At 52.8% G+C, this 22,913-nt stretch carries 16 protein-coding genes and 1 other RNA gene; 12 read left to right on the forward strand and 5 right to left on the reverse strand.

Going from position 1 to position 22,913, the window contains the following annotated elements; all coding sequences use genetic code 11:
• Positions 1-192: 192 nt before the first annotated feature.
• The gene (locus tag BST81_RS17780) at positions 193-612 is read right to left on the reverse strand and encodes a secondary thiamine-phosphate synthase enzyme YjbQ (RefSeq protein ID WP_075599841.1); all 420 of its coding nucleotides are present in this window, start codon (positions 610-612) and stop codon (positions 193-195) included.
• Between the two features lie 190 nt (positions 613-802).
• Here BST81_RS17780 and BST81_RS17785 point away from each other — a divergent pair, with 190 nt between their 5' ends.
• Genes BST81_RS17785 through BST81_RS17795 form a run of 3 tightly spaced genes read left to right on the forward strand, consistent with a single transcriptional unit; the run spans position 803 to position 3,162 of the window.
• Positions 803-1,012 carry a DUF2997 domain-containing protein gene (locus BST81_RS17785; protein ID WP_075599842.1) on the forward strand — a complete coding sequence of 70 codons (210 nt, stop codon included), beginning with the start codon at positions 803-805 and terminating at the stop codon, positions 1,010-1,012.
• A gap of 12 nt (positions 1,013-1,024) precedes the next feature.
• A complete protein-coding gene (locus BST81_RS17790) occupies positions 1,025-1,606 on the forward strand; it encodes a hypothetical protein (protein WP_075599843.1) in 582 nt (193 codons plus the stop codon).
• Complete coding sequence (locus BST81_RS17795; protein ID WP_075599844.1) at positions 1,603-3,162, forward strand: Hsp70 family protein; 1,560 nt, start codon at positions 1,603-1,605, stop codon at positions 3,160-3,162. Before BST81_RS17790 ends, BST81_RS17795 begins: the two co-directional genes overlap by 4 nt.
• Before the next feature lie 77 nt (positions 3,163-3,239).
• Here BST81_RS17795 and BST81_RS17800 read toward each other — a convergent pair whose 3' ends face one another.
• Positions 3,240-4,427, reverse strand: a complete 1,188-nt coding sequence (locus tag BST81_RS17800) for a TRC40/GET3/ArsA family transport-energizing ATPase (RefSeq protein ID WP_075599845.1) — start codon at positions 4,425-4,427, stop codon at positions 3,240-3,242.
• A 240-nt stretch (positions 4,428-4,667) separates the two neighbouring features.
• Between BST81_RS17800 and rnpB the strand changes: the two genes are divergently transcribed.
• The 4 genes from rnpB to BST81_RS17820 all read left to right on the forward strand — a co-directional run bounded on the left by rnpB (position 4,668) and on the right by BST81_RS17820 (position 7,834).
• An RNA gene (gene rnpB, locus BST81_RS17805) (RNase P RNA component class A) lies at positions 4,668-5,109 on the forward strand.
• Between the two features lie 250 nt (positions 5,110-5,359).
• Entirely contained in the window at positions 5,360-5,920 is a 561-nt protein-coding gene (locus tag BST81_RS17810) for a hypothetical protein (protein ID WP_075599846.1), read from the forward strand.
• Positions 5,921-6,028: 108 nt separating this feature from the next.
• Positions 6,029-6,751: a ribonuclease III gene (gene rnc, locus BST81_RS17815; protein WP_075599847.1), complete on the forward strand. Its 723-nt coding sequence runs from the start codon at positions 6,029-6,031 to the stop codon at positions 6,749-6,751.
• Between the two features lie 9 nt (positions 6,752-6,760).
• Complete coding sequence (locus BST81_RS17820; RefSeq protein WP_075599848.1) at positions 6,761-7,834, forward strand: Gfo/Idh/MocA family oxidoreductase; 1,074 nt, start codon at positions 6,761-6,763, stop codon at positions 7,832-7,834.
• Here BST81_RS17820 and BST81_RS28160 read toward each other — a convergent pair.
• The gene (locus BST81_RS28160) at positions 7,810-9,903 is read right to left on the reverse strand and encodes an ATP-binding protein (protein WP_253188354.1); all 2,094 of its coding nucleotides are present in this window, start codon (positions 9,901-9,903) and stop codon (positions 7,810-7,812) included. The genes BST81_RS17820 and BST81_RS28160 overlap by 25 nt on opposite strands.
• Before the next feature lie 84 nt (positions 9,904-9,987).
• Entirely contained in the window at positions 9,988-13,200 is a 3,213-nt protein-coding gene (locus BST81_RS17830; protein WP_075599850.1) for a hybrid sensor histidine kinase/response regulator, read from the reverse strand.
• A 194-nt stretch (positions 13,201-13,394) separates the two neighbouring features.
• Between BST81_RS17830 and BST81_RS28905 the strand changes: the two genes are divergently transcribed.
• From BST81_RS28905 to BST81_RS17855, 5 genes are all read left to right on the forward strand, one after another.
• Complete coding sequence (locus tag BST81_RS28905; protein ID WP_075599851.1) at positions 13,395-14,363, forward strand: circadian clock protein KaiA; 969 nt, start codon at positions 13,395-13,397, stop codon at positions 14,361-14,363.
• A gap of 19 nt (positions 14,364-14,382) precedes the next feature.
• Entirely contained in the window at positions 14,383-14,697 is a 315-nt protein-coding gene (kaiB, locus tag BST81_RS17840) for a circadian clock protein KaiB (protein ID WP_075599852.1), read from the forward strand.
• Positions 14,698-14,756: 59 nt separating this feature from the next.
• Positions 14,757-16,361, forward strand: coding sequence for a circadian clock protein KaiC (kaiC, locus tag BST81_RS17845; protein WP_075599853.1), 1,605 nt, complete (start codon positions 14,757-14,759; stop codon positions 16,359-16,361).
• 44 nt (positions 16,362-16,405) lie between these two features.
• Positions 16,406-17,398: a PHB depolymerase family esterase gene (locus BST81_RS17850; protein ID WP_075599854.1), complete on the forward strand. Its 993-nt coding sequence runs from the start codon at positions 16,406-16,408 to the stop codon at positions 17,396-17,398.
• A 97-nt stretch (positions 17,399-17,495) separates the two neighbouring features.
• A complete protein-coding gene (locus BST81_RS17855) occupies positions 17,496-19,403 on the forward strand; it encodes a GTPase (protein ID WP_075599855.1) in 1,908 nt (635 codons plus the stop codon).
• Here the strand turns inward: BST81_RS17855 and BST81_RS17860 are convergent.
• Entirely contained in the window at positions 19,385-22,912 is a 3,528-nt protein-coding gene (locus tag BST81_RS17860) for an AAA-like domain-containing protein (protein WP_075599856.1), read from the reverse strand. The genes BST81_RS17855 and BST81_RS17860 overlap by 19 nt on opposite strands.
• Between the last annotated feature and the right edge of the window lies 1 nt (position 22,913).

A 22,913-nucleotide genomic window follows, 5' to 3' on the forward strand; every position in this document is an offset into this window, starting at 1 on the left:
TTTTCCGCTCTTGTTAATGTTTTCTCCGGAAGCTATCTCATGGGTGTTTGGTTAGTTGCAAGTTTACTGCTCTTCTCGTAAGGAGGTAGTTCCAGGTATTTCTGAGATAGCTTTAATTAACACATGTGCGAGGGCCTGGTTTTTACCAGGCCCTGATTGTTTTGGGGGTGATTCATCCCGATCGGGATGGGGTTAATGGCCGTTGATATGAACCACCACTTCGCGGGTGTGGCTCATCTGGCGATGTTCCCAGATATAGATCCCCTGCCAGGTACCGAGCAGGAGGCGACCCTGGGCGATCGGAATCTGCTCAGAAGTCTTAGTTAAAACCGTACGAATGTGGGCAGGCATGTCATCTGGCCCTTCAGTACTGTGCCGGTAGCGACGGCTGTCTTCCGGCACCAGCATGGCGAAGAAACGCTCCAGGTCTTGCAAAACGTCTGGGTCAGCATTTTCCTGAATAATCAGACTGGCCGAGGTGTGGCGCAGGAATAAATTGCAGAGCCCCATTTGAATTCCAGATTCGGTTACGATCGCCTGCACTTTTTGGGTGATTCGCAGGAGGGATTTGCCTGTGGTTGGAATGCTCAGAAATTGCTGATATTGGGACATAGGGAGTTTAGCTCAATATAAATCGAAGTCAGGATAGCGGTGAAGGGGGCATGGCCCCTTCCTGGGGGCCGCCTGCCGACCCTGCTTATAATTCATCTCACCCGATGACTGAGGGTATGGAAAAATGGTGAAAATAAGATTTGGAACGGCAGGCTGCTCGAGATTCAGGGCAATAATCTGGGAGTAAAGGATGGCTGAATATCAGAAGATTGAATACCGCATTGATAAAGAAGGCAAGATTACTGAAAAAGTGATCGGAGTGACTGGCCCCGATTGCACAACGGCAACAGCGGGCATTGAACAGGCATTGGGGCAGGTCGAAAGCCGGGAGCTTTTGCCAGAGTACGATCAGGACGGCGATGATGGAATGAGTTCTCTGGTTCAATCTGCTCAATCCTAAGATGGACGCCCTATGTTTCAAAGTTCTGCCCATGTCTTGCTCTGGTTTGAGACGTTGCTTCTGTTGGGTTGCCTGACTGCTTTGGGGCTGCTCCTCCGCCGGTCTTCCCGATCGCAACCAGTGATCTCTCCTCCTCTACCGTCTCCTACGGCGGCTCCGAGTCCCCCGCCTCCCTCTCCAGTCCAGAGTGAAGTCGCTGCACTACGGCAAGAAGGACTTCGCCTGCGGCAGGAACTGGCACATCAGGAGGTAACCCTAACGGCGAATCTTCGTCGAGAAACGTTTCACCAGTTGCAGACCCTACTGACCAACTACCCCAGCGTGCGGCAAATGGTTCAGACCAAACCCGATCTGCCCGCTAAAAATATCCTCTCCTTGTTCAATGCCCTCGAAACCCTGGTGCAACATTGGGGATATGAGCCGATCGGAATGCCGTGGGAACAGGTCTCTTTTGATCCCCAGATTCATCAGCCGGATAGTTCGGGTCTGGCTCCGGGTGATCCCGTCTATATCCGGTTTGTGGGTTATCGGGATGGGGATCAGATCCTCTCACCAGCGAAGGTCAGCCGGACTCTACCGGGAGGTGGTGCGTGACGACGGTGGCGATCGACTTCGGCACCAGCAACACGGTCGTTTGTTTTGCAGATCCCGTTACCCGCAGCCCCTGCACCCTGAACTTTGATCGCCTGTCTCGCCGCTTTGCGGCGGGCCGGGGCGTTGCTGAACTAGTGCCCAGTTTGGTGTTTGTTCAGACTGATGGGCAACTGGTGTTTGGCGAAGTAGTGAGATCGCAGCGATTGGGGTTGGCCCAACCAGAACGGTTTTTTCAGTCTTTCAAGCGCGATCTGGCGGCAGATTATCGTCCCCCCGATCGCCAGATCGATGGCTATGCCTACACTCCAGAATTTGTCTCAGAGCATTTTCTCTATCATCTCTGGCAACGAGTCTGTGAGCGGGTGCAACCCAGCCAGGTGGTGTTCACGGTGCCAGTGGGAGCTTTTGAGCGCTATCGAGACTGGTTCCTGGACTTTGCCAGCCGTTATAAACTGCCTCCAGTGCGATTGCTGGATGAGTCCACGGCTGCAGCCCTGGGTTATGCCGTCCAGCGACCCGGTACGGTTGTGCTGGTGATCGATTTTGGCGGTGGCACCCTGGACCTGAGTTTGGTGCGGACGATCGGCGGGGAACAGGATCAGCCGATCCTGCGGGCGGAAGTGTTGGCCAAGTCTGATGCCTATGTGGGAGGGGTGGATATTGATGTCTGGATTGTGGAACATTACCTGAACCAGATTGGCTCTTCCCGATCGGAGGTGCGGGAAATGGGCTGGCTCAATCTTCTGGAAATTGCGGAACGCCTGAAGATCCAACTTTCCCAGGCCCAGGAAGCCAAGGAAAGCTGGTTTGATGATGAGGTGTTCATGGCCCATGATCTGACCTTAACGCGAGAGGAACTGGCCGAAATTCTGGAGACGCGGCAATTGCTGGAGCAGATGCGGCAGGCGTTGGATGAAGTGCTGACGATCGCCCTGAATAAAGGCATCAGTAAAACAGATATTGAACAGGTGCTGCTGGTGGGGGGAAGTTGTCAGATTCCGGCGGTGCAGCAGTTGGTGCTGTCCTATTTTGGACGGCAGCGGGTCAAGCTAGATAAGCCTTTTGAAGCGGTGGCCCATGGCGCTTTGGAAGTCAGTCGGTTGACGGAGATTGAAGACTATTTGCGTCATAGCTATGCCATCCGGCTCTGGGAACCCTACAGTAAAACCTATTCTTACTACACCTTGTTTGAGCGGGGGATCCGGTATCCCTGTGAACGACTGGACCCCCTGATTTTGCAAACCGCCCAGGATGGCCAGAAAGAAATTCGCCTGGATATTGGGGAGTTGGCGACCCTGGCCCAAGCGGAGGTGAACTATGACAGTCGAGGTCGGATGACCAGTGGCCAGCTCACGGTGCAGTCGGAGTTCCGCTCCCTGGAAAGTCATCATGAGCAGGTCTGTGTGGCTCACCTCGATCCGCCGGGGGATAAGGGCCTGGATCGAATCGAGGTGCGATTTGAGGTGAATGGCCAGCGGGTGTTACTGGCTACCGTCAGAGATCTGGTCACGGGGGAGATTCTGGTGAATGGTGAGGCGATCGCTAAACTACAGTAACCTGCTTTCCTATCCTTCTGGGTAGGTGCTTGGCCAGTATGAGCTGGCACCTGCTGGTCGGGATGAGCCTCCCTAGGTTATGCTCGGACCGCTTCGGCAAAGCGAATCTTCAGGTAATCCTCCTCCATTTTGGCCCCAGAGGGCTGCAGGGCTGCCAGGGCCTGGGGCAAAACCAGATTGCGCCGATGATTGCCGATCCGAATATTCAGTTCATCGCCTGATTTGCTCAGCTCCACCTGATTTTTGGGCACTCCCGGCAGGTAGACCTCCAGGCTGTACTGGTTCTGTTCCTGCACCACCCGCAGGGTCGTTTCTTTGTAGTAGACCTGGGCAGGGTCTTCCTCTTTGTAGAGGGTATCTTTCAAACGATCGAGAGCCGCCAGACCACACATCTCATCGGAGAACAGGGGCACTTCCTTAATGGGGAGGGGACTGAAGTTGTCCTGAATTTCCTGGCGATACTGTTGCTGATTCTCCTTCCAGCGCTGGAAGAATGGGTCCGTGACCTGATCGGGAATAATCCGGTTGGCGATCACCAGATCGGTACTGACGTTGTACAGGCTCAGATAGGCATGGGCTCGCAGGGATTCTTTGATCACCATTTTTTCGGGATTGGTGACCAATCGCACAGAGGTCTGAGTGTTGTCCGTCAACACCTTTTCCAGGGCTTCAATCTGCTGATAAAACTCGTAAGGTGCATCCATCACTTCGTTATCTGGGAGGGAGAAGCCAGCCAGAGGCTTGAAGAAAGGTTCGAAGAGCGGGCGCAGGGCAGCGGACATCTTCTGCAGCGGTTTATAAAAGCGGCGCATATACCAGCCTGCTACTTCCGGCAAACTCAAGAGCCGTAGGGCAGTGCCCGTCGGGGCTGAGTCAATGATCAGCACCTCAAAATCACCCGCATCGTAGTGGCGTTTCATCCGCACTAGGCTGAAAATCTCATCCATGCCGGGTAGAATGGCCAGTTCCTCGGCTTCTACCCCTTCCAGCCCCCGGGCCTGTAGCACCTGAGTAATGTAGCGCTTCACGGCACCCCAGTTATTCTCTAGTTCCATCAGGGCATCCAGTTCAGCTCCCCAGAGCTGGGGGCGCACCGATCGGGGTTCATGCCCCAATTCCATATCAAAACTATCCGCGAGAGAGTGAGCCGGGTCCGTACTTAAGACCAGCGTGCGATAGCCCAACTCGGCACAACGTAGCCCTGTTGCAGCCGCAACAGAGGTCTTGCCGACTCCTCCCTTCCCTGTCATGAGAATCACGCGCATGGAAACCCAGCCTTAACCTTAGAAATGTTTACATTCTTTTACTTAGTATAGGACTTTGATGCTAGAAGGGGGCTCCATCCTTGATGATTCACCCTTGTGCCGCATGGGTTATCTACCATGGGCTCAAGGGCAGGCCATCCCCGTAAACGTCTGGGCTGTTTGGTCTGTAGCAACAATCTTGAGTTTTCCTCAGTCCGAGGGTTCTGAACCGGATGCCTCTTGCTAGACTGGGAACCAGGAGGAGTAGGTGAGGTGGTTACGGGTTAGCCGGGCAGACACTGTCAGGCTGATTCGAGGAAAGTCCGGGCTCCCGAAAGACCAGGCTTGCTGGGTAACGCCCAGTGCGGGTGACCGTGAGGATAGTGCCACAGAAATATACCGCCAGTTTGTCATGGGTCATTTGTCATGGGTCATGGGTTCGGAACGGACCCCCACAAATGACAAATGACGGATGACTAATATGGTAAGGGTGCAAAGGTGCGGTAAGAGCGCACCAGCGACATCGAGAGGTGTCGGCTCGGTAAACCCCGGTTGGGAGCAAGGTCGGAGGAACCAGGGTTGGTCTTTTTCCAGTTCCGTGTTTGGGTACCGCTAGAGGCGATTGGTAACAGTCGTCCCAGATAGATAACCACCCTCCCGGTTTTCCGGGAGAACAGAACCCGGCTTACTTCCTGCTCTTCCCCTTTATTTTCCTACCCTGTGAATTTGGCTCAGATCCTCAGGTCTATATTTCTGTATCGAGAATTTATTCACACCATACCGGATAAAACTCCATCATTATTTAGATTCTGATAAATCTTCTGATCAACCCATGTGCTCTTTTCCTGACTGACCTAGGATGGTTGTGTGATTAGGATCATGTTCAGTTTGTGATCACTGAACTGCTCCAGCACCTGAGGGTAACCCTGTGGATTCACTTCTGTTGAGAAATCATGTTTCAACCTGATCGGCTACTCGTGATCAGTGAGCGGCAACGATGTGGCTTGATCCTCCGCAATGAGTATATTGCTACCTTTGCTGGTCCGGGTGCCGCTATTGGCAGTTCGTTGGAGGCAGGCTACCAACAAGTCATTGAGATTGGGACACCCCAACTTTTATCCGTGACCAGTCGATCAGAACGGCAGCAGGCTTTCAGTCGGAGGATCCAATGGATTCGGTGGCTCCAGCAAATGTGTAGTTATCCAGAAGCAACCGTAAGGGCTGAAAAATTGCTGGCTGGATTTGAGGCTTTTTTTGGGCAATCTACCCTTGCGACGCTCTCTGATGACATTCTGGCAGCCTTAATTGGGGTCTTACCTCAGACGATGGCGCTGGTCCGATCGCAGCAGTCCTCCCAGAACAACCTGCAAACCCTGATCTCCCTGCAAAATCGGCCCCAGGGGGATGTGGCCATGGCCCCCCGATCGGCATGGTCCCAGGGGATCGAGCCCGTGAGTCACTCCAATGGTGCTGCCTATCCTGGGCAGGCTCATTCCTTGCTCTTTTCAGCGTAGGGTTGAAAGCAGTAGAATTTGCGATCTGGGGGTTGGAGGACTTTGCTGGCAGAGGCTGTTTTTCCCGCTCCTGCAAAATTTTTGTTGTCATGTGCGAGTTCAGGATGCATGAGCAGGTTGAGTGATCTAACAAGGCAGGCCCAACTGCAATCCCTCTTGCAACGGTTGGAGGTCTCTGAGCATCATCCGGTCAATTGGTCCTTGCTGGATCGAGCCCTGACCCACCCCAGTTTGGCCACTAAAGACAATTATGAACAACTGGAGTTTGTCGGGGATGCGGTGGTGCGGCTGGCCGTTGCCGAATTTTTATACCAGCATTATCCCCAGAGTGCGGTCGGTGAATTTGCAGCGATTCGGTCTGTCCTGGTCAGCGATCGCATCCTGGCTCAAATTGCCGATCACTATGGTTTGGAAGCTTACCTGCTGATTGGGAACAGTGCTGCGAATGATCAGGCTGGCCGAGAATCTCGGTTGGCCGAAGCCATGGAAGCTCTGTTGGGGGCGCTCTATTTAAGTACCCATAGTTTAGAGTTGGTTCTCCCCTGGCTCAGTCGCGATCTGGACCAGTTAGCCCGCAAAGTCCTTCTGGACCCGGCCCGACAAAACTACAAAGCGGCCTTGCAGGAATGGACGCAGGGCCGATATAAGGTCCTGCCGGAATATCGCGTTCAGGAACTCGATCGAACTCCAGATAGCCCCCAGCGCTTTACTGCCGAAGTCTGGTTGGGGGAGCAATCCCTGGGCCAGGGGCAGGGCCGATCGATTAAAGCTGCAGAGCAGGCCGCTGCTCAGGCTGCTTTTCTTGCCTTGCAGGCCCAGAATTTAGCTTAAAATTGCTTCATGTCTAACCCAATTCATCTTGCGATCCTGGGGGCGGGACGCTGGGGCACCCACCTGGTGCGCAATTTTCTCTCCCACCCCCAGGCTAAGGTTGTTGCTGTTGTTGACCCTAATTTAGATTGCCTGGCCCGTCTGGCCGAACGTCTGGATTTAACTGGCATTACCACAGCCACCGATTGGACGATCATCCATCAATTACCTCAGGTCGATGCCGTTGCGATCGTCACCCCTGCCAGCACCCACTATGGCCTGATTCGGGCTGCGTTGGAGCAGGGGTATCATGTCTTGGCCGAAAAACCCCTGACTTTAACCGTTCAAGAAAGCCTGGAGTTGTGCCATCTAGCCCAGAAGCAGCAACGCCAGTTGGTGATTGATCATACCTATCTGTTTCATCCTGCTGTTCGGCAAGGCCAGTCAACAGTGGCATCGGGCGTTTTAGGTGATCTGCGGTACGGATATGCTGCCCGCACCCATCTGGGGCCTGTCCGACAGGATGTTGATGCCCTGTGGGATCTCGCCATCCACGACATTGCTATTTTTAACCATTGGTTGGGAGAATTTCCCTGCTCGGCTGAGGCGCGGGGGATGATCTGGTTGCAGCCCCAGCTTAAAGTTGTTGAGATATTCCCAGAAGGGCTCTCTGACCTGGTTTGGGCTAAATTAACCTATCCCAGTGGCTTTCAGGTCCTGATCCATCTCTGCTGGTCTAATCCTGATAAACAGCGACGATTAACGGTTGTGGGCAGTCAGGCGGCCCTGATCTTTGATGAACTGGCGGAGACACCCCTGGTGTTGCAACGGGGGGCATTTGAGTGCCTGGTCCGTAAGCCCAATACTCCGCCGACCTACTCTCCCATTCACCAGAACCGCGAGGTGATTGAGCTGCAACCTGCTGAACCCTTGAGAGAAGTTTGCACCCACTTTCTAAACTGTGTGGCAACCAATCAGCCATCCCAGATATCCTCGGGCTGGTTGGGAACTCGTCTGGTGAAAATTCTGACTGCGCTCACAACCTCCCTGAACCAGGGGGGATTGCCGATCGCCCTGACCTATGATGAAGTGACATCAGCATAAGCGGTTGCAGGTGGCTGGGTGATTTCCCGGGTTACCATCTCCACCGGCAGGGGCAAAATGGCATCTACCGTTGTCCCCTGACCCACTCCCGCACTGTAAAGCTGCACATCTCCACCCATCAAGCGCATCAGATTGCGGGAGATGGCCAATCCCAGACCTGTGCCCTCAAATTTGCGGGTGGTGGAGCCATCGACCATGACAAAGGGACGAAACAGTTTGGACTGCTGACCCGGATCAACACCAATCCCCGTATCCTGAACCGAGACGATCACCACCGGCTGCTCCGACCCCAACCGATGTAACGACATCAGGTCAGAGTGGGTTGAGATGGTAATACTTCCCTGCTCTGTAAATTTCACGGCGTTGCAAACAATGTTGAGTAATACCTGCTTGAGCTTGGCTACGTCTGCCAGCACAATCAGGGGGCTCTCTAAATCAGCCAGCTTGAGATTCAGTCCTTTTTCCTGAATGGGGACAACCTGCAGGTCAATCACCTCTTTCAGAACCTGATGTAAATTAATGGGCTCTAGGGTAACTGATAGTGTCCCGGCTTCAATCTTGGCGATATCCAGCAAATCATTGATGATATTGAGCAAATGTACGGCTGCTTCATCTGCTCGTTGCAGAAATTCTTGCTCCTCTTCTGGGCCATCGCAGCATCCATCTCGCACTAAACGAATGCAGCCGATGATGGCATTCAACGGTGTTCGCAGTTCATGGGAGGTATTGGCTAAAAATTCACTCTTTAATTGATTGGCTGCCTGAGCTGCCTGCCATGCAGTTTCCAGCTCAGTCGCCCGGTCCTCTAGGCGATTCACCATGCTGTCTAAAGCCTCAGCCAACTGGCTTAATTCCCGAATCTTGAAGTCTTTGGGCAACAGGTTAAGCGGACTCTGAGTGGCCAGGGCCGAGCCGTGGGTGGAGATCGGGTCTTCCAGGTCGAGGGGGGAAGGATAGGGACTGGAACTCCCCTCGATCGTGGAGGTATCTGTATGTCGCCGCTGAATTTGCAGGGCATACTGGCCTAACTTTTCTAAGGGGCGAGAGAGTTCTCGGGCCATATACAGGGTGGTTAAAAACAGGGTCATCAGCAGCACAATCGTCAGGATGACCAGAATTTGCTTAATGCCCTCCAGTCGGGCCAAGGCGTTGTCCCAACGGGTTACAGCCAGAACAGCCCAGGTATGGTTGCGATCGGTCGTCATGGGCACCTTAATCGTGGTGTAGCCAATCAGCCAGGTTGGATCCTGGTCTGACCCTTCGAGTAACTCGAAGCTAGACTTTTTCCGATTCAGGGCATTCTCCAGAATATTCTGAAAGCGAGCCGTCTCCTGCTCCTGGCTGATGTTACGCCCGACTTGCCGTCCATCCGGGTAGGCCAGGATCGTTCCTTGTTTATCAAGCACTACGGTATAACCGGTGAGTGAGCCTGGACGGTCTACCCCGATCTGTTGGGGACGATTCAAAGCCACCTGAATACTCAGGGCATAGCGGAGTTTGCCCTGGCGATCGTACACAGGAGCGCTCAGAACAATCCGAAGTTGGCCCTTGCGGCCCATTTGAGTTGATTGGTTCGGTAGGGTTGTTGGAGAAATATAGACCACCGATCGATCCAAGGGCATTTGAGTTTGCTGCTGTGGCCAGGCATTCAGCTCCAGTCCTTGTTCTGTCTCAGAGGCCCGACGGTTAGGAAAGAGGGGGAATTGTCCCTGACTACAGGTCGTTGTCACCACCCGACCGGACTGCAAATCCGTTAGTTCACTGCATTGGGCCTGGGGAGGCAACTGTTGCTGAATTTGATTGAGAAACAGGACTGGTTCAGCAGTTGGGCCTGTGTAGAGTGGGTAGGTGCCACTGAGGGTGAGCAGATGGGCTTGTAGAGAGGTGATGGTCTGTTGAATGTCTTCTGCTTTCCGAATCGCGCTTTCGGTTAAATTCTGGCGAACAGTCTCCAGCAAAACGGAACGAGCTTTGCGATAGGCCACAACCTCTCCGATCAGCAAGACAGGCACACTGAGCAAGAGAATCCTGGCCAGCAAGACTCGACGAAATGAGGAGTGGCCCAGCATACCCATAGGAGACCCTGACCTCGGTAACACAACGTCCAGCACTCATTATTCTAATCATTTGGAGGAGAACTCGTCCTCAGCGGCTTAAGGCGAAACCGATAGGGCTGCCTTGATTTGGTCAATTAAGTCATGCATGGATAAGGAGGGAGAGAGGACGCGGGTGACTACCCGTTGAATGAGCAAATTTTCTGACTCGATCGACGCCTCAGGGCTGTCTGGAGAGCCAGTCTTACCTTCTCCTTGCTTCCGATAGTCTAACACCAGAATGGGGGGCTTCTCCTCCAGTCGGTCCAGGGTCCGGAGTGTGTTGATCAGGATCTGCTGCATGGAAGATTGGCTGGTTGGATGAAATTCATCGCGGAGATAAATCAGTAATAAATCAATGCTCTGGTACTGAATCTGTCGGAGCACCTCTAACCAGGAAGACCCAATCAAACCCCTGAAACCGGCTGACTCAATATAGTGGGTTAAAACTTGCAGCCATTCTCTGGCACTTAAGGCTCCGGCCTGATCAGCCCCTCCTGGGGAGAAGAACGCCTCATCCACCAGAAGCGTCGGATCAATCATGAGAATATTGGGTTTCCAACTCACACCAGCGGCGACCTGAATTACCTGCAACAGGGTTGGCAGATCCGGATGGTTGCCATAGGCAGATGTTGCCATCGGTGCAGCCAGGCAGGGAAAGACGGATAGCTTCTTCACCTGGTTTGCGGCCTGGGTCATCTCATTAGTCAGGGTAATCACTGGCAAAGAGACGAGAAAGTCTTGTTGGCTGAGCGCTTCCATATAGGTGTCTGGTTCAGGCACCATGGCATTGACGACAATCAAATCGGGCTTCCATACCCGTGCCATCAGTTCTGCCTGTTCCAGATCATCCACCTCCAGCACCCGATGTTGATGAAATTGCAGAGACTCACCCAGAGTATCCAGGGCCTGGCCGGGGGTACTGAGCAGCAGAATCGTTAGGCTGGAGGAGCCGCTCTGGACTGCGGAGGTATTCCAGACTTGTTGCATGAGCTGGGCCACAATCTGGTCTAGGGCGTTGGCCCGAATCGGTAGGCTCAAGAAACCATCGGCCTGGTGCCGATCGGCCTGCTCCTTCTCGGCTCGGGTTGCTGTCACCACAACCGGAATATGGCGGGTATCTGCATCCGATTTCAAAAGGGTGAGGACATCCCATCCAGAGAGCAGGGGCAACAGGGGATTGAGAAACACAATACAGGGTTGTAATCGGCGCGTCTTTTCTAAGGCTTCCGTTCCAGAACGGGCGATCGCAACCCGATACCCGAGCCGACTTAACTGGTCACCCAGTTCATCAATGTAGCGAGGCACTCCCTCCACAATCAGGACCAGACGGTTGCTATAGCGCTGGGGTGGTAGTAAGGAGCGCTTTTGTACGTTCGTCTCATCTCGATTGTGTTGTGGGGGGATGGGGGGCAAGAGCAAGGTGAATTGACTGCCTTGCCCCTCCTTCGAGACGAAGGTGACATCTCCGCCATGGAGACGGGCAAGGCGCTGGGTGACGACTAAACCCAGACCGGTACCTTCAAACCGACGGGTCATCGGATTTTCCAGTTGCTGAAATTTCTGGAAAATGAGATGTTGTTTATCTTCCGGGATGCCAATCCCCTTATCCCAGACTGTGAAAGCGATCCAGCCTTCCCAAGGGCTCACCTTGAGCCCGACTTCCCGATCCACTTCCGTGAATTTGAGGGCATTGGACAGCAGATTGCCAAGCATCTGATGCAACCGGGCTTCGTCGGCTACCAGGGTCTTCAAGGTCGGCTCAATTTCTATCAGGACTGGCCGCTCACTGGTTCCTTTTTCGACAGTGCCCCTATCAGTAGTACTAATTGAAAGATGCTGAGCATAGGTACAGGCCCGTTTACAGATCTCTTCAATGTAAACCGGTTCCAGCAGTAACTCGAGCTGCCCAGTTTCCATGCGAGTCAGGTCCAGGATGTCGTTCACGATCGCCATCAAATGCCGACCGCTCTGATGAATCAGGTGCGCATACCGGATCTGCCGCTCGTTGAGCTTACCCAGAACCGGTTCCTTCAATAGGCTGGATAGCCCTAACACTGCTGTCAGGGGGGTTCTCAGCTCATGGCTAATACAGGATAAAAATTCATCCTTGAGGCGATTCAGTTGGATCAGATCCGCATTCTTAGCAGTCAACTCTCTGGCCACCTGGTACTGCTCAGTTCTATCCTGGGCCAAAACTAACCAGAGATTTTCCTGTAGATTCAGGTCTGGATATGCAGAGACCCCCACCGCTGGGTCTGCTGGATTGAGCCCTAAGGTTGCCAGCGTGAAGCTGTCGGAGTAGGATTTTTTTACGCCCGAAATGGTTTGGAGCAAGGGAATCTTCGTAAACTGCCAAACCTGCTCCAGGCCATTTTTCAAGGTGCAGGTGCAGATGCAGGTATTGGGCTCTGTACCCAATTGACAGAGGTTTGCTGAAACCTGATAGGAAGCATTTGCAATTTCGGTGGCCTCTGCCCTCGATCGTTGGGGCCGCAGGCGCTCTTTGCGCATCCCTGGCAGGGGTTGAGTCAGTTCTGTGTTCGAGTTGGGTTCTAGACAGATGGCTGCTTCCTGCCGAATCCAGGCTGGATCCTGGAAGTTGGCAACCTGCTGGATCCAGCCTGGATTCTGAGCCACAACCCGCCCTGTAGAAGTTTGCAGCATCAAGGGCATGGGGAAATGATCCAGCAGTTCTGTCAGGAGCAACATCAAACTTTGGGCCAGACCCTTCTCAACAGGAGGGGGCAGACCGGTTCCCAAGATCTGCTTGGGTTCTGGAGGAGAAGGTGGCCTGCCCCTTTGCACAACCTTGATCAATCGCAGGGGATCGAGTAACCCTAAAAAGACTCCCCCATCATCTACCAGAGCTAACGGCAATGGGTCCTCTGGTTGCTGTAGGAGCTGGGTACTCAATTGCTGGAAGTCTGAGGTATGGGTCAACAGGGTCAGGGGCTCAAGGATCGTGGGGGCCGCTTCTAACAGAGTATGCTGAAGGTTGGAACCGCTATGATCAGGATCTGAATTCTGAGAAGATTGGTGTAACCGGATCATGGACAGGGGGAGATGCTCTCCCTCTGCGATAGATTGGGGAAAGAGATGTAGCGTCAGCCGACTCAACCTGATCAGGCCCATAGGGTACTGATGGTGATCCACAACGACCAAGCACTCACAATTCTCTTTGATAAACGTATTCAGCACCATCCAGAGACTGGTGGTTTGACTACAAGTAGGAACCGGAATGGCGAATTCTTTGAGGGAACTAAAGTACATCGTGGCGAGGCATAGGATATGGAAGCGGGATCACCACTACAGACTTTATTATGACGCGACACAAATTAAGTTGAGAATTTGTGCAACTACAATTAATGTTTGAGGAGATATGGGCATGATTGTTAAATTAACTTGAATATCTCCGTATAATCACCCAGAAAATTAATGCCTGGATAGAGGACATTTTAGAGATTTTGCAGCCCCAACTTTGTATTTGTACACTCATTAGTTCCGATAAATTGGCTCAATCACTGTTGCAGAACTTGGGTCAAGATTCGCATTCCATCACTTCTTTTCGAAGTCAGAGAGAACTGCTTGATTTTATTGAACAACGGGGTCAGGTAGATTGTTTGATCCTGGAAGGTCGAGAAGTTGTGGCTCAGGTCCTAGCCCAGTTGAGCGCTCTCCAGATTCTATTGCCGACGGTTGTCCTGGTGGAAGCGCTGAACACGGCTCAAAAGCAACTTGCCAACTCAGCCGACAATCCTGATGTTCAGCCTAGCCGATCTCTTGACGATCCTGCAGAAAACGCGCTTGAAAAACGGGCTCAGGAATTCAGTAAAGAGCCGTCTGAATCAGTATTTGCAAGTCATGCGGCTGTGATCTACGTGCCAGCGAATTGCCTTGATCAAATTTCTGATTTTCTCCACCGGGCTATTACCCAGTTTTTGCAGATTCTCCCCAGTGTTGATGCATTTCATCTTCCTGTTCCTTCTGAAGCCTCTTCTCAACCCACAAGTTCACCATCTCTCATGCCGCAACACCAGCGTTTAGCCCAAAAACTAAAGGAGCGATTAGGGTATCTGGGTGTGTATTACAAGAGAAATCCTGAAATTTTCTTTCGCAATTTGTCTCCGGAAGAGAAACAAGAATTTCTAGATCAATTGAAGTTGGATTACAAAGAGATTATTCTTAGCTATTTCACTAAGGATCCAACCCAGCTTAACCAGGAGATCGATGCTTTTGTAAATACTGCATTTTTTACTGATATTTCTGTGTCGCAAATTGTTGAAACGCACATGGAGATCATGGATGAATTTTCCAAGCAATTGAGATTAGAAGGAAGAAGTGAGGAAATTCTACTGGATTATCGATTGACTTTGATTGATATAATTGCTCACCTGTGTGAGATGTACCGTCGCTCTATTCCCAGGGAAAGTTAACTTTTAAGTATTTTCTACTATGAGTCCTTCAAAAAAAACGTACATTCTCAAGCTCTATGTTGCGGGAAATACACCTAACTCTGTGCGGGCTTTAAAGACTCTCAACGAAATCCTAGAGAATGAGTTTCAGGGCGTGTATGCACTCAAGGTAATTGATGTTTTGAAGAATCCACAACTGGCTGAGGAAGATAAAATTCTAGCCACCCCAACCCTCGCTAAGATTTTGCCGCCTCCAGTCCGTAGAATTATTGGTGATTTATCCGATCGAGAAAAAGTCCTGATTGGTCTAGACCTTTTATATGATGAACTCCGAGAGGATGAACCACGCAGTTAATACACCCGTTTAGACAATACCAAGCAGGAGACTGAGTAAACCTTGTTCCTAGCGAATTTATGAATCAGGATAGTCAACCTAAGAAAAAAGAAGAACCCCAATTAACCGGAATCCAAAAAATTCGGACCCTGATTGAGGGATTTGACGATATCAGTCATGGGGGTCTACCGGTGGGTAGAACGACCCTGCTCAGTGGCACCTCTGGCACTGGAAAAACTCTGGTGGCAGTCCAGTTTCTCTACAATGGTATTGTCAATTTTGATGAACCTGGTATCTTCGTCACATTCGAGGAATCCCCTACCGACATCATCAAGAATGCCTATAGCTTTGGCTGGGATCTGCAAAGTCTGATTGATGACGGCAAGCTGTTCATTCTGGATGCCTCTCCAGATCCAGAAGGCCAGGATGTGGTGGGTAATTTTGACCTATCTGCTTTGATTGAGCGGATTCAATATGCCATTCGGAAATATAAGGCGAGACGGGTCTCGATTGATTCGGTCACGGCGGTGTTTCAGCAGTATGATGCAGCCTCAGTGGTGCGGCGGGAGATCTTCCGTCTGGTGGCTCGTCTGAAGCAGGTCGGGGCGACCACGATCATGACCACGGAGCGGGTGGAGGAATATGGTCCAGTGGCCCGCTTTGGGGTGGAAGAATTTGTCTCTGATAACGTAGTGATTGTTCGTAATGTCCTGGAAGGCGAACGGCGGCGGCGCACGATCGAAATCCTCAAATTGCGGGGCACCACCCATATGAAAGGGGAATATCCTTTCACCATTACCAACCAGGGGGTCAATATCTTTCCGCTGGGGGCGATGCGGCTGACCCAGCGATCGTCCAATGTACGGGTGTCCTCTGGGGTCAAAACCCTGGACGAAATGTGTGGCGGTGGTTTCTTCAAAGATTCGATCATCCTGGCCACCGGCGCAACCGGGACTGGCAAAACTCTCCTGGTCAGCAAATTTATCCAGGATGCTTGCCTCCGGGGCGATCGAGCTATTCTATTTGCCTATGAAGAATCCCGAGCCCAACTCTCCCGCAATGCCTACTCCTGGGGCATTGATTTTGAGGAGATGGAACAAAAGGGCCTGCTGAAAATTCTCTGTACCTATCCGGAATCTGCTGGTCTGGAAGATCACCTCCAGATTATCAAGTCGGAAATCGCTGAGTTCAAACCCTCCAGGATTGCGATCGACTCCCTGTCAGCTCTGGCGCGCGGGGTGAGTAACAATGCCTTCCGTCAGTTTGTCATCGGGGTTACCGGCTTCGCTAAACAGGAGGAGATTACGGGCTTCTTCACCAACACGACGGACCAATTTATGGGGTCCAACTCAATCACGGACTCCCACATCTCCACCATCACGGACACCATCCTGATGCTGCAGTACGTTGAGATTCGAGGCGAGATGTCTCGAGCCATCAACGTCTTCAAGATGCGGGGATCCTGGCATGACAAAGCCATTCGGGAATACACTATCAGCGAGGATGGACCGGAAATCAAAGACTCCTTCCGGAACTTCGAGGGGATTATCAGTGGTTCCCCCACCCGGGTTACGGTCAGTGAAAAGACAGAGCTATCCCGGATTGTCAAAGGGGTGCAGGAGAAAATTGGTGAGGATGGGGAGACTCTAAAGGGGATCTCTCAAGAAGGGATCAACCCATCCTAGGAGCCCACTGATGCAGACTTCCAATCTAAAACTTGGAGATCCTTATGGGCAAACTCACCAGCAGTATGATCAATGGCATGATTGGGGCTATTGTGCTCCCCGGATTCGTTGCCTGTGCTGAGGCAAAGCCTGTGTTGCGATCGGGCACGACTAACGGGATCCTGTCGGTTGGGAATCTGAAACGCACCTACCGGATTCACCTACCCCCCCGCTATGACGATAAGACTCGGTTGCCCTTGGTGATTGTCCTCCATGGCTTTGGCGGGAATGGCCGTAATGGTTTGGAGCAGGGCAAATGGATTGAAAAGTCTGAGCGTGAGGGCTTTCTGGTGGTGGGTCCAGAAGGGGTTCTCAAGCAGCCTGGTCAGCGTGAAAGCTTCTTGAGAAACCCCCGTTCCTGGAATAGTGGTCCGAAAGAAACACCAGCCGCCGTCCGTCAGGTTGATGATGTTGGCTTTATGCGAGCCCTGATCGACCACCTCCTGGCAACAGGTTGGGTGGATGAAAACCGCATTTATGTCACAGGGTTTTCCAATGGGGCAGCCATGACCTTTCGTGTTGGCCTGGAGTTGTCCGATCGGATCGCTGCCATCGCCCCTGTCTCCAATACCCTGCTGGTCCAGCCCCAGCCATTGCAGCGACCGGTTTCCCTGCTCCTGCTGTTTGGTACTGCTGACCCAATCAACCCGATGACTGGGGGGCAAGTGACCCGATCGGGCCAGACCATCACCCGGCCTGCTGCAATTGACAGTTGGAAAACCTGGGCGCAGCTCCTGCAATGTCCAGCAGAGCCCCAGATCATTTACGATCGCGATGGGGTCAAGGGCAGAGCCTTCCGGCCCTGTACCGCTGATGCAGAAGCCCTGTTTTACACCGTTGAGGGGATGGGGCATGTCTGGCCGGGGGGGCGCAATTACCTGCCAGAGCGCACAATTGGGAAAAGCTCGAATGCGATCGATGCCACAGACCTGATCTGGGAATTTTTCCGCCGCCATCCGAAAAAACAGATCAGGGCCTCTCTGGGAATCGGGCTGTAAATGAGCGGGCATCACCGGGCCGATAAGATGGCCATAGGGGGTGCTGCTGCTCGATCGTTGCCCTGATCACCATATCTATGCAGCCGGGAGGGGAATTATGGTCCGACTCAAGTTCTGGCAATGGATGGTGCTGGCCCTGCCGATCGTCAGCATCATCTCCTTCGTCCTGATCGCTGCCGGAATTCAGATTCAGGCCTGGGGCCTGAGCTGGATCTGGGCTTTATTGATCCTGGTGTTTGTCGGCTGGCGCTGGTTACTCGTCCATTGGACCCGTCCCCTGATCACCCAGGTTGAAGCCGTCGTGGCTGAAGTCAACCAGGAACTGGAAGTCTCCAGGGCTGACAAGACCGCCCTGCTCCCAGACAGCGACCCGACCCGCCAGGCCGAAGCTATTCTCCACCATCTCCTGGTTTCAGCCCAGGCTGATCTTCCGATCTGGGAAGACTGGCCCACTTTCTGGCAACGCTGTCAGTATCTGGTTAGAGAAATCGCCCATCTCTACCATCCAGAAGTCAAATATCCCCTGCTCAATATCTACGTGCCCCAGGCTGCCACACTGCTACGGGGCACAGTCGATGATCTGGCTCAGTGGCTGCACAAGTTGTCTCCCGTTCTGAATCAAGTTACCCTTGGGCAGGCTGTCCAGACCTACGAGGTCTATCGCCAGTTGGAACCCTCTGCCCGCAAACTCTGGCAGGTCTGGAATTGGGCTCAGTGGCTCTTGAATCCAGCGGCAGCCTTGGCTCGTCAGGTCAGCCAACGATCGGGCAACCAGGCCAATCAGCAGCTTCTGGTCAACCTCAGCCAGCTTCTGCGGGAAGCCGCCCTGCGGAATCTATGTCGGCAGGCGATCGGGCTTTACAGTGGCACCACCCTGCCCCCTAGTTTGGCCTCACCTGCTCCACCGCCAGCCAAAACCCAGACCTTACAAACGATCCTGGCCCAGGCAGAGCCATCGGATGAGATCGGGCCGCAACCCGTTCAGATTTTGCTGGTTGGGCGCACGGGCGCGGGCAAAAGCAGCCTGATCAATACCCTGTTTCAGTCAGAACAAGCTGCTGTAGATGTGCTACCCAACACTGATCAAATTCAGAGTTACCGCTGGCAGGTGAGTAGCGGCCAAGAACTGGTCCTGTGGGATACACCAGGCTATCAGCCCCTAAACCGCCCCGACCTCCAAGAGCAGGTGTTGGACCATCTCACCCAGGCTGATGTACTTCTGCTGGCCACACCAGCTCTAGATCCCGCTCTACAGATGGATATCGACTTCTTGCAAAAACTCCGAGCGCAAGTTGCCGATTTGCCCACGATCGTGATTGTGACTCAGGTTGATCGGCTGCGGCCCATGCGGGAGTGGCAGCCTCCCTACGACTGGCAGTGGGGCGATCGACCGAAGGAAGTGGCCATCCGGGAAGCCACCCAGTATCGAATTCAACAGTTGGGGGATTGGTGCGATCGGGTGCTACCTCTGGTTGCAGCCGATGGAACGACGGGACGAATTGCTTGGGGGGACGATGTCCTGGCTGCGACTCTGATAGAGGTCATGGATCCGGCCAGACAGATTCGGTTGGCTCGCTTTCTCCGCGATCGGGAAGCCCGAGCGATCGCAGCCGCCCAAATCATTGATCACTATACCTTTCAGATGACCACGACCCAGGGATTAACCGCCTTTCTGAAGAGTCCGGTGCTACAGTTCCTGTCTACCCTGATCACGGGTTCTCCCAGTTTGGCCTATCTGCTGGCCGAACAAATTCCGATGGAACAATTGCCGATCGTGATTGGCAAACTCCAGATGGCCTATGACCTGTTCTCCCTGCTCAGTCCCGACGGTTCGAATCCTGGCAGCTTTGACCTGCTTAGCCTCTGGCCCCTGTTGCTAGAAAATCCGGAACCCCCCGATCGCAATGCCTGGGCTTTTGGCCATGCCCTGGTTGAATACTGGACCCAACAGCTCACAGTAGGGCAACTGCAAGCCCGTTTCGAAGATTACCTCCGACAAAGTTGATTCACATCCTTCACTTCATCCATGGGATGACTCTCTAAGTAACTTTGCACCCAATTACAACTCTCCCGCAAGACTTCATTTGGGCTCCACCGCAGGTTCCAGACAATAATTCGGCCTGTATTATCCGATGAAATTAATTTTTGGCCATCCGGACTGAATTTGAGACTCATCACCGCGCCATCATGACCCGGGAGGGTGCGGAGTTCCTGCCCGGCTAGGCTCCACAGTCGGATCACCCGATCGGCTCCCCCAGTCGCCAGGATTTGACCATCCGGGCTGAACTCCACATCAAACAATTTTTTTCGGGATGCGGGAATGGTTCGCAGTTCTTTTCCCGCCATACTCCACAGACGGGCTGTATTATCCATACCGGCAGTGGCAAAGAGGGTTCCTTGAGGGCTGATCGCCAGATCCATCATCCAACCGACATGTCCTTTGGCCACCGCCAGTTGCCGCCCCTGCAAAGTCCAGATCCGGATCGTCTCATCCCAACCGATCGTCACCAGCGTCTGGCCATCGGGACTAAACCGAACCTTGCGGGCATCTTCCGTATGCCCGGTCAGAGTGGTTATTAACTGCCCCCTGCGCGTCCACAACTTCACGGTTTTATCGCGACTGGCTGTGGCAAGGATTTGCCCATTCGGACTAAACGCCACATCCAGCACCAGATTCTGATGACCGATCAACTTCACCAGCAGCTGACCCTGCAGGGTCCAGAGGCGGGCCGTGCCATCATAACTGGCGGTAGCGATCGTCTGCCCATCCGGACTGAAGGTCACCGCCGCCACCGAGTCCTCATGTCCAACCAGGGATGCCTGATATTGCAAGGGATTCAGGCTCCAGAGTTGAACTATTTTATCTGTACCAGCCGTGGCCAGCAGGCGGCCATCCGGACTGAAACTGACATCACTCGCCAGGGGTTCATGGCGCAGAAAACTCCTGACCTGGGGAGACCAGAGTTTCACTGTGCCGTCTACACTGGCGGTGGCGATCGTCTGGCCATCCGGGCTGAACTCCGCATCCCAAACCCAATTCTCATGGCCATCCAGGGTTTCCAGATATTGGCCATCCCAACTCCACAGCTTGACCTGATTATCAGAACCAGCCGAAAGCAGGGTCCGCCCATCTGGACTGAAGCGCACCCTCATCACACTGGCCTGATGACCAGACAAGGTTTTTAGGGGGCGTCCAGCCAGAGTCCAGAGGCGAATACTTTTATCCAGGCTACCGCTACTGGTCGCGATCGTCTGCCCATCTGGACTGAAGTCCACACTGTTGACACCATCCAGATGGCCTTTAAGGGTTTGCAGTTCCCGCCCCTCGAAAGTCCATAGTTTGGCGGTTCGATCGTAGCTGGCGGTGGCTAGAGTTCTACCATCCGGGCTAAACCTGACTTCCAACACCGGTCCCTGATGCCCCACCAATGTCCTCAGCAGTTGGCCCTGCAAATTCCATAATTTGACTGTTCCATCCTCACTCGCCGTTGCCAGAGTTTGACCATCCGGACTGAAACAGGCACTATGAATTTTATCCCGATGCCCGGTCAGGGTGAACAGTTCCCGCCCCGATCGGGTCCAGAGCTTGGCTGTCCCATCAAAGCTGGCTGTGATCAGGGTTTGACCATCCGGGCTAAAGCTGACACTCCGGACCTCGGCCCTGTGCCCGCTCAGGATTCTGATCATCTGCCCCTGGGCTGTCCAGAGCCGCACGGTACGATCGCTACTGGCCGTCGCCAGCCTGCTGCCATCCGGACTAAAGCTGACCGCAAAGATGGTGCCTTGGTGACCTTCTAAACGATTCCGTTCTCGAATCTTGTAGAATGCCTCGGCTAAAACCTGATTGGCCTGAGTTTGCAGCTTTTGCTGGAAAGGCTTGTCCAACAACCAGGCGGCCCCCAAAGAATGGTTCAGCTTTTGTAGCTTGCCCACCCCTCGCAAACTGGTGAGCAGGGCCTCGAAGTCTTTATGGGACGCCAGCAAAGCCTGGGCATAAGCCGTAATCACCTCACTCTCACTGAGTTCTGCCTTTTTCCGTTCCAACTCTGCCCTCCAGGCAAACGTCACTGCCAGCACGCTGAGGAGAGCCAGAATACACCCGGAGACGATCGAAACCCTCAAGAGCTGTTTCAAACTGGCCACTTTCTCCGTCGCTCTGGCCAATTGTTCCGCTTTTAAATGAGCTTCAACTCTTTGATTTTCTAGCTCCTGACTGGCGGCCAGAAATTGATAGTCAATATCGGTTAAATTCTTGCCCTCGGCCCAGGCTTTCGCCCGATGCAGCGCCTCTCCCTGTAACAGGAATTGTTTGTCCTGCCCTTGAGCCGCCAACCACCCCTTGAGCATGATTTCATAGTCATGGGGACGGAGATTAGCCAGCTCTTTTTCAACCCATTTCTGATCAAAAATGATTTGATAAATGGGATTACGCAGATGCAAGGTACTGCCTGTTTTTGAAATCAGCCCTGATAGACGCAGGTCAATTTCTTCGATGCTTTCCTGAGCCTGGATTTCCCCTTGCATCAGAACTTGTTGATACAACCCTAAAATGCGCGCTTTGCGAGGATTCGGATTGTTAGGCGAATCTCGCATAATGCGATCGCGTATGGTTTTTAAGTGTTCTGGAATATCCTGAGCTTCCCAGTTCTGAATAATGTTTTCATAGATAAATTTCTCGATCCAGGGAGCCTCCTTACCCTCTGGAATCTGACAATCTGAGGCCTGAATTAAGCGACATATTTTTTGTGTCAGAAAGGGTTGCCCCCCCGTCCACTTTAAAATTTCCTGTAAGACCTGCTCCGGGTGAGAGGTATTATCCAGCAACCCAATCCCCAGCGGTTGTTGGACCTCTTCCAGGGTAAATCCCACTAGATCGATTTCCTGCCCAATATTAAAAGGACTTCTGCCTTTGTCTGCCATTAAATCGGCAGGATTGGCCACCCCAATCAATACAAAGGTCAAGCGGCGGAACGTAAGATGATCGGGACGTTTGTTATAGCAGGCTCGAATCAGGGCAAAAAAGTCATCTCTAGGAAAATTATCCAGGCTTAAAATACTATCGATTTCATCCAGGAAGATAACCACAGGTTGCAGAATTTCTTTGAGTAGAATTGACTCAAAAAAGTCTTCCAGGAGCTTACATAAGCTCACAGATTTTTGTTCCAACCAAGCATCAATATCAACCTTTTCATTGAGATTAAAACTGCTGACTAAATCATAAATAACTGAGGCATACCATTGCTCAGGCGTCACACCCTGGCAACCAATACCACTTAAATCGATCGCGGCACAGACAAATCCCTCTGCCTGTAAACGCTGCATTACCTGCACGCGCACGCTGGATTTACCCATCTGGCGAGAGTTAAAGACATAGCAAAACTCCCCTGCTCTGATGGCCTCATACAACTTCCTATCTGCCTGCCGGGTCACATAGGTGGGGTCATGGGCCAGTAAGCTGCCGCCTACCCGGTATTCAACAGATGAAGGATTACGTGAAGGAAGGGAAAGAGTCATA

It is taken from the genome of Leptolyngbya sp. 'hensonii' (assembly GCF_001939115.1).
Taxonomy (GTDB): Bacteria; Cyanobacteriota; Cyanobacteriia.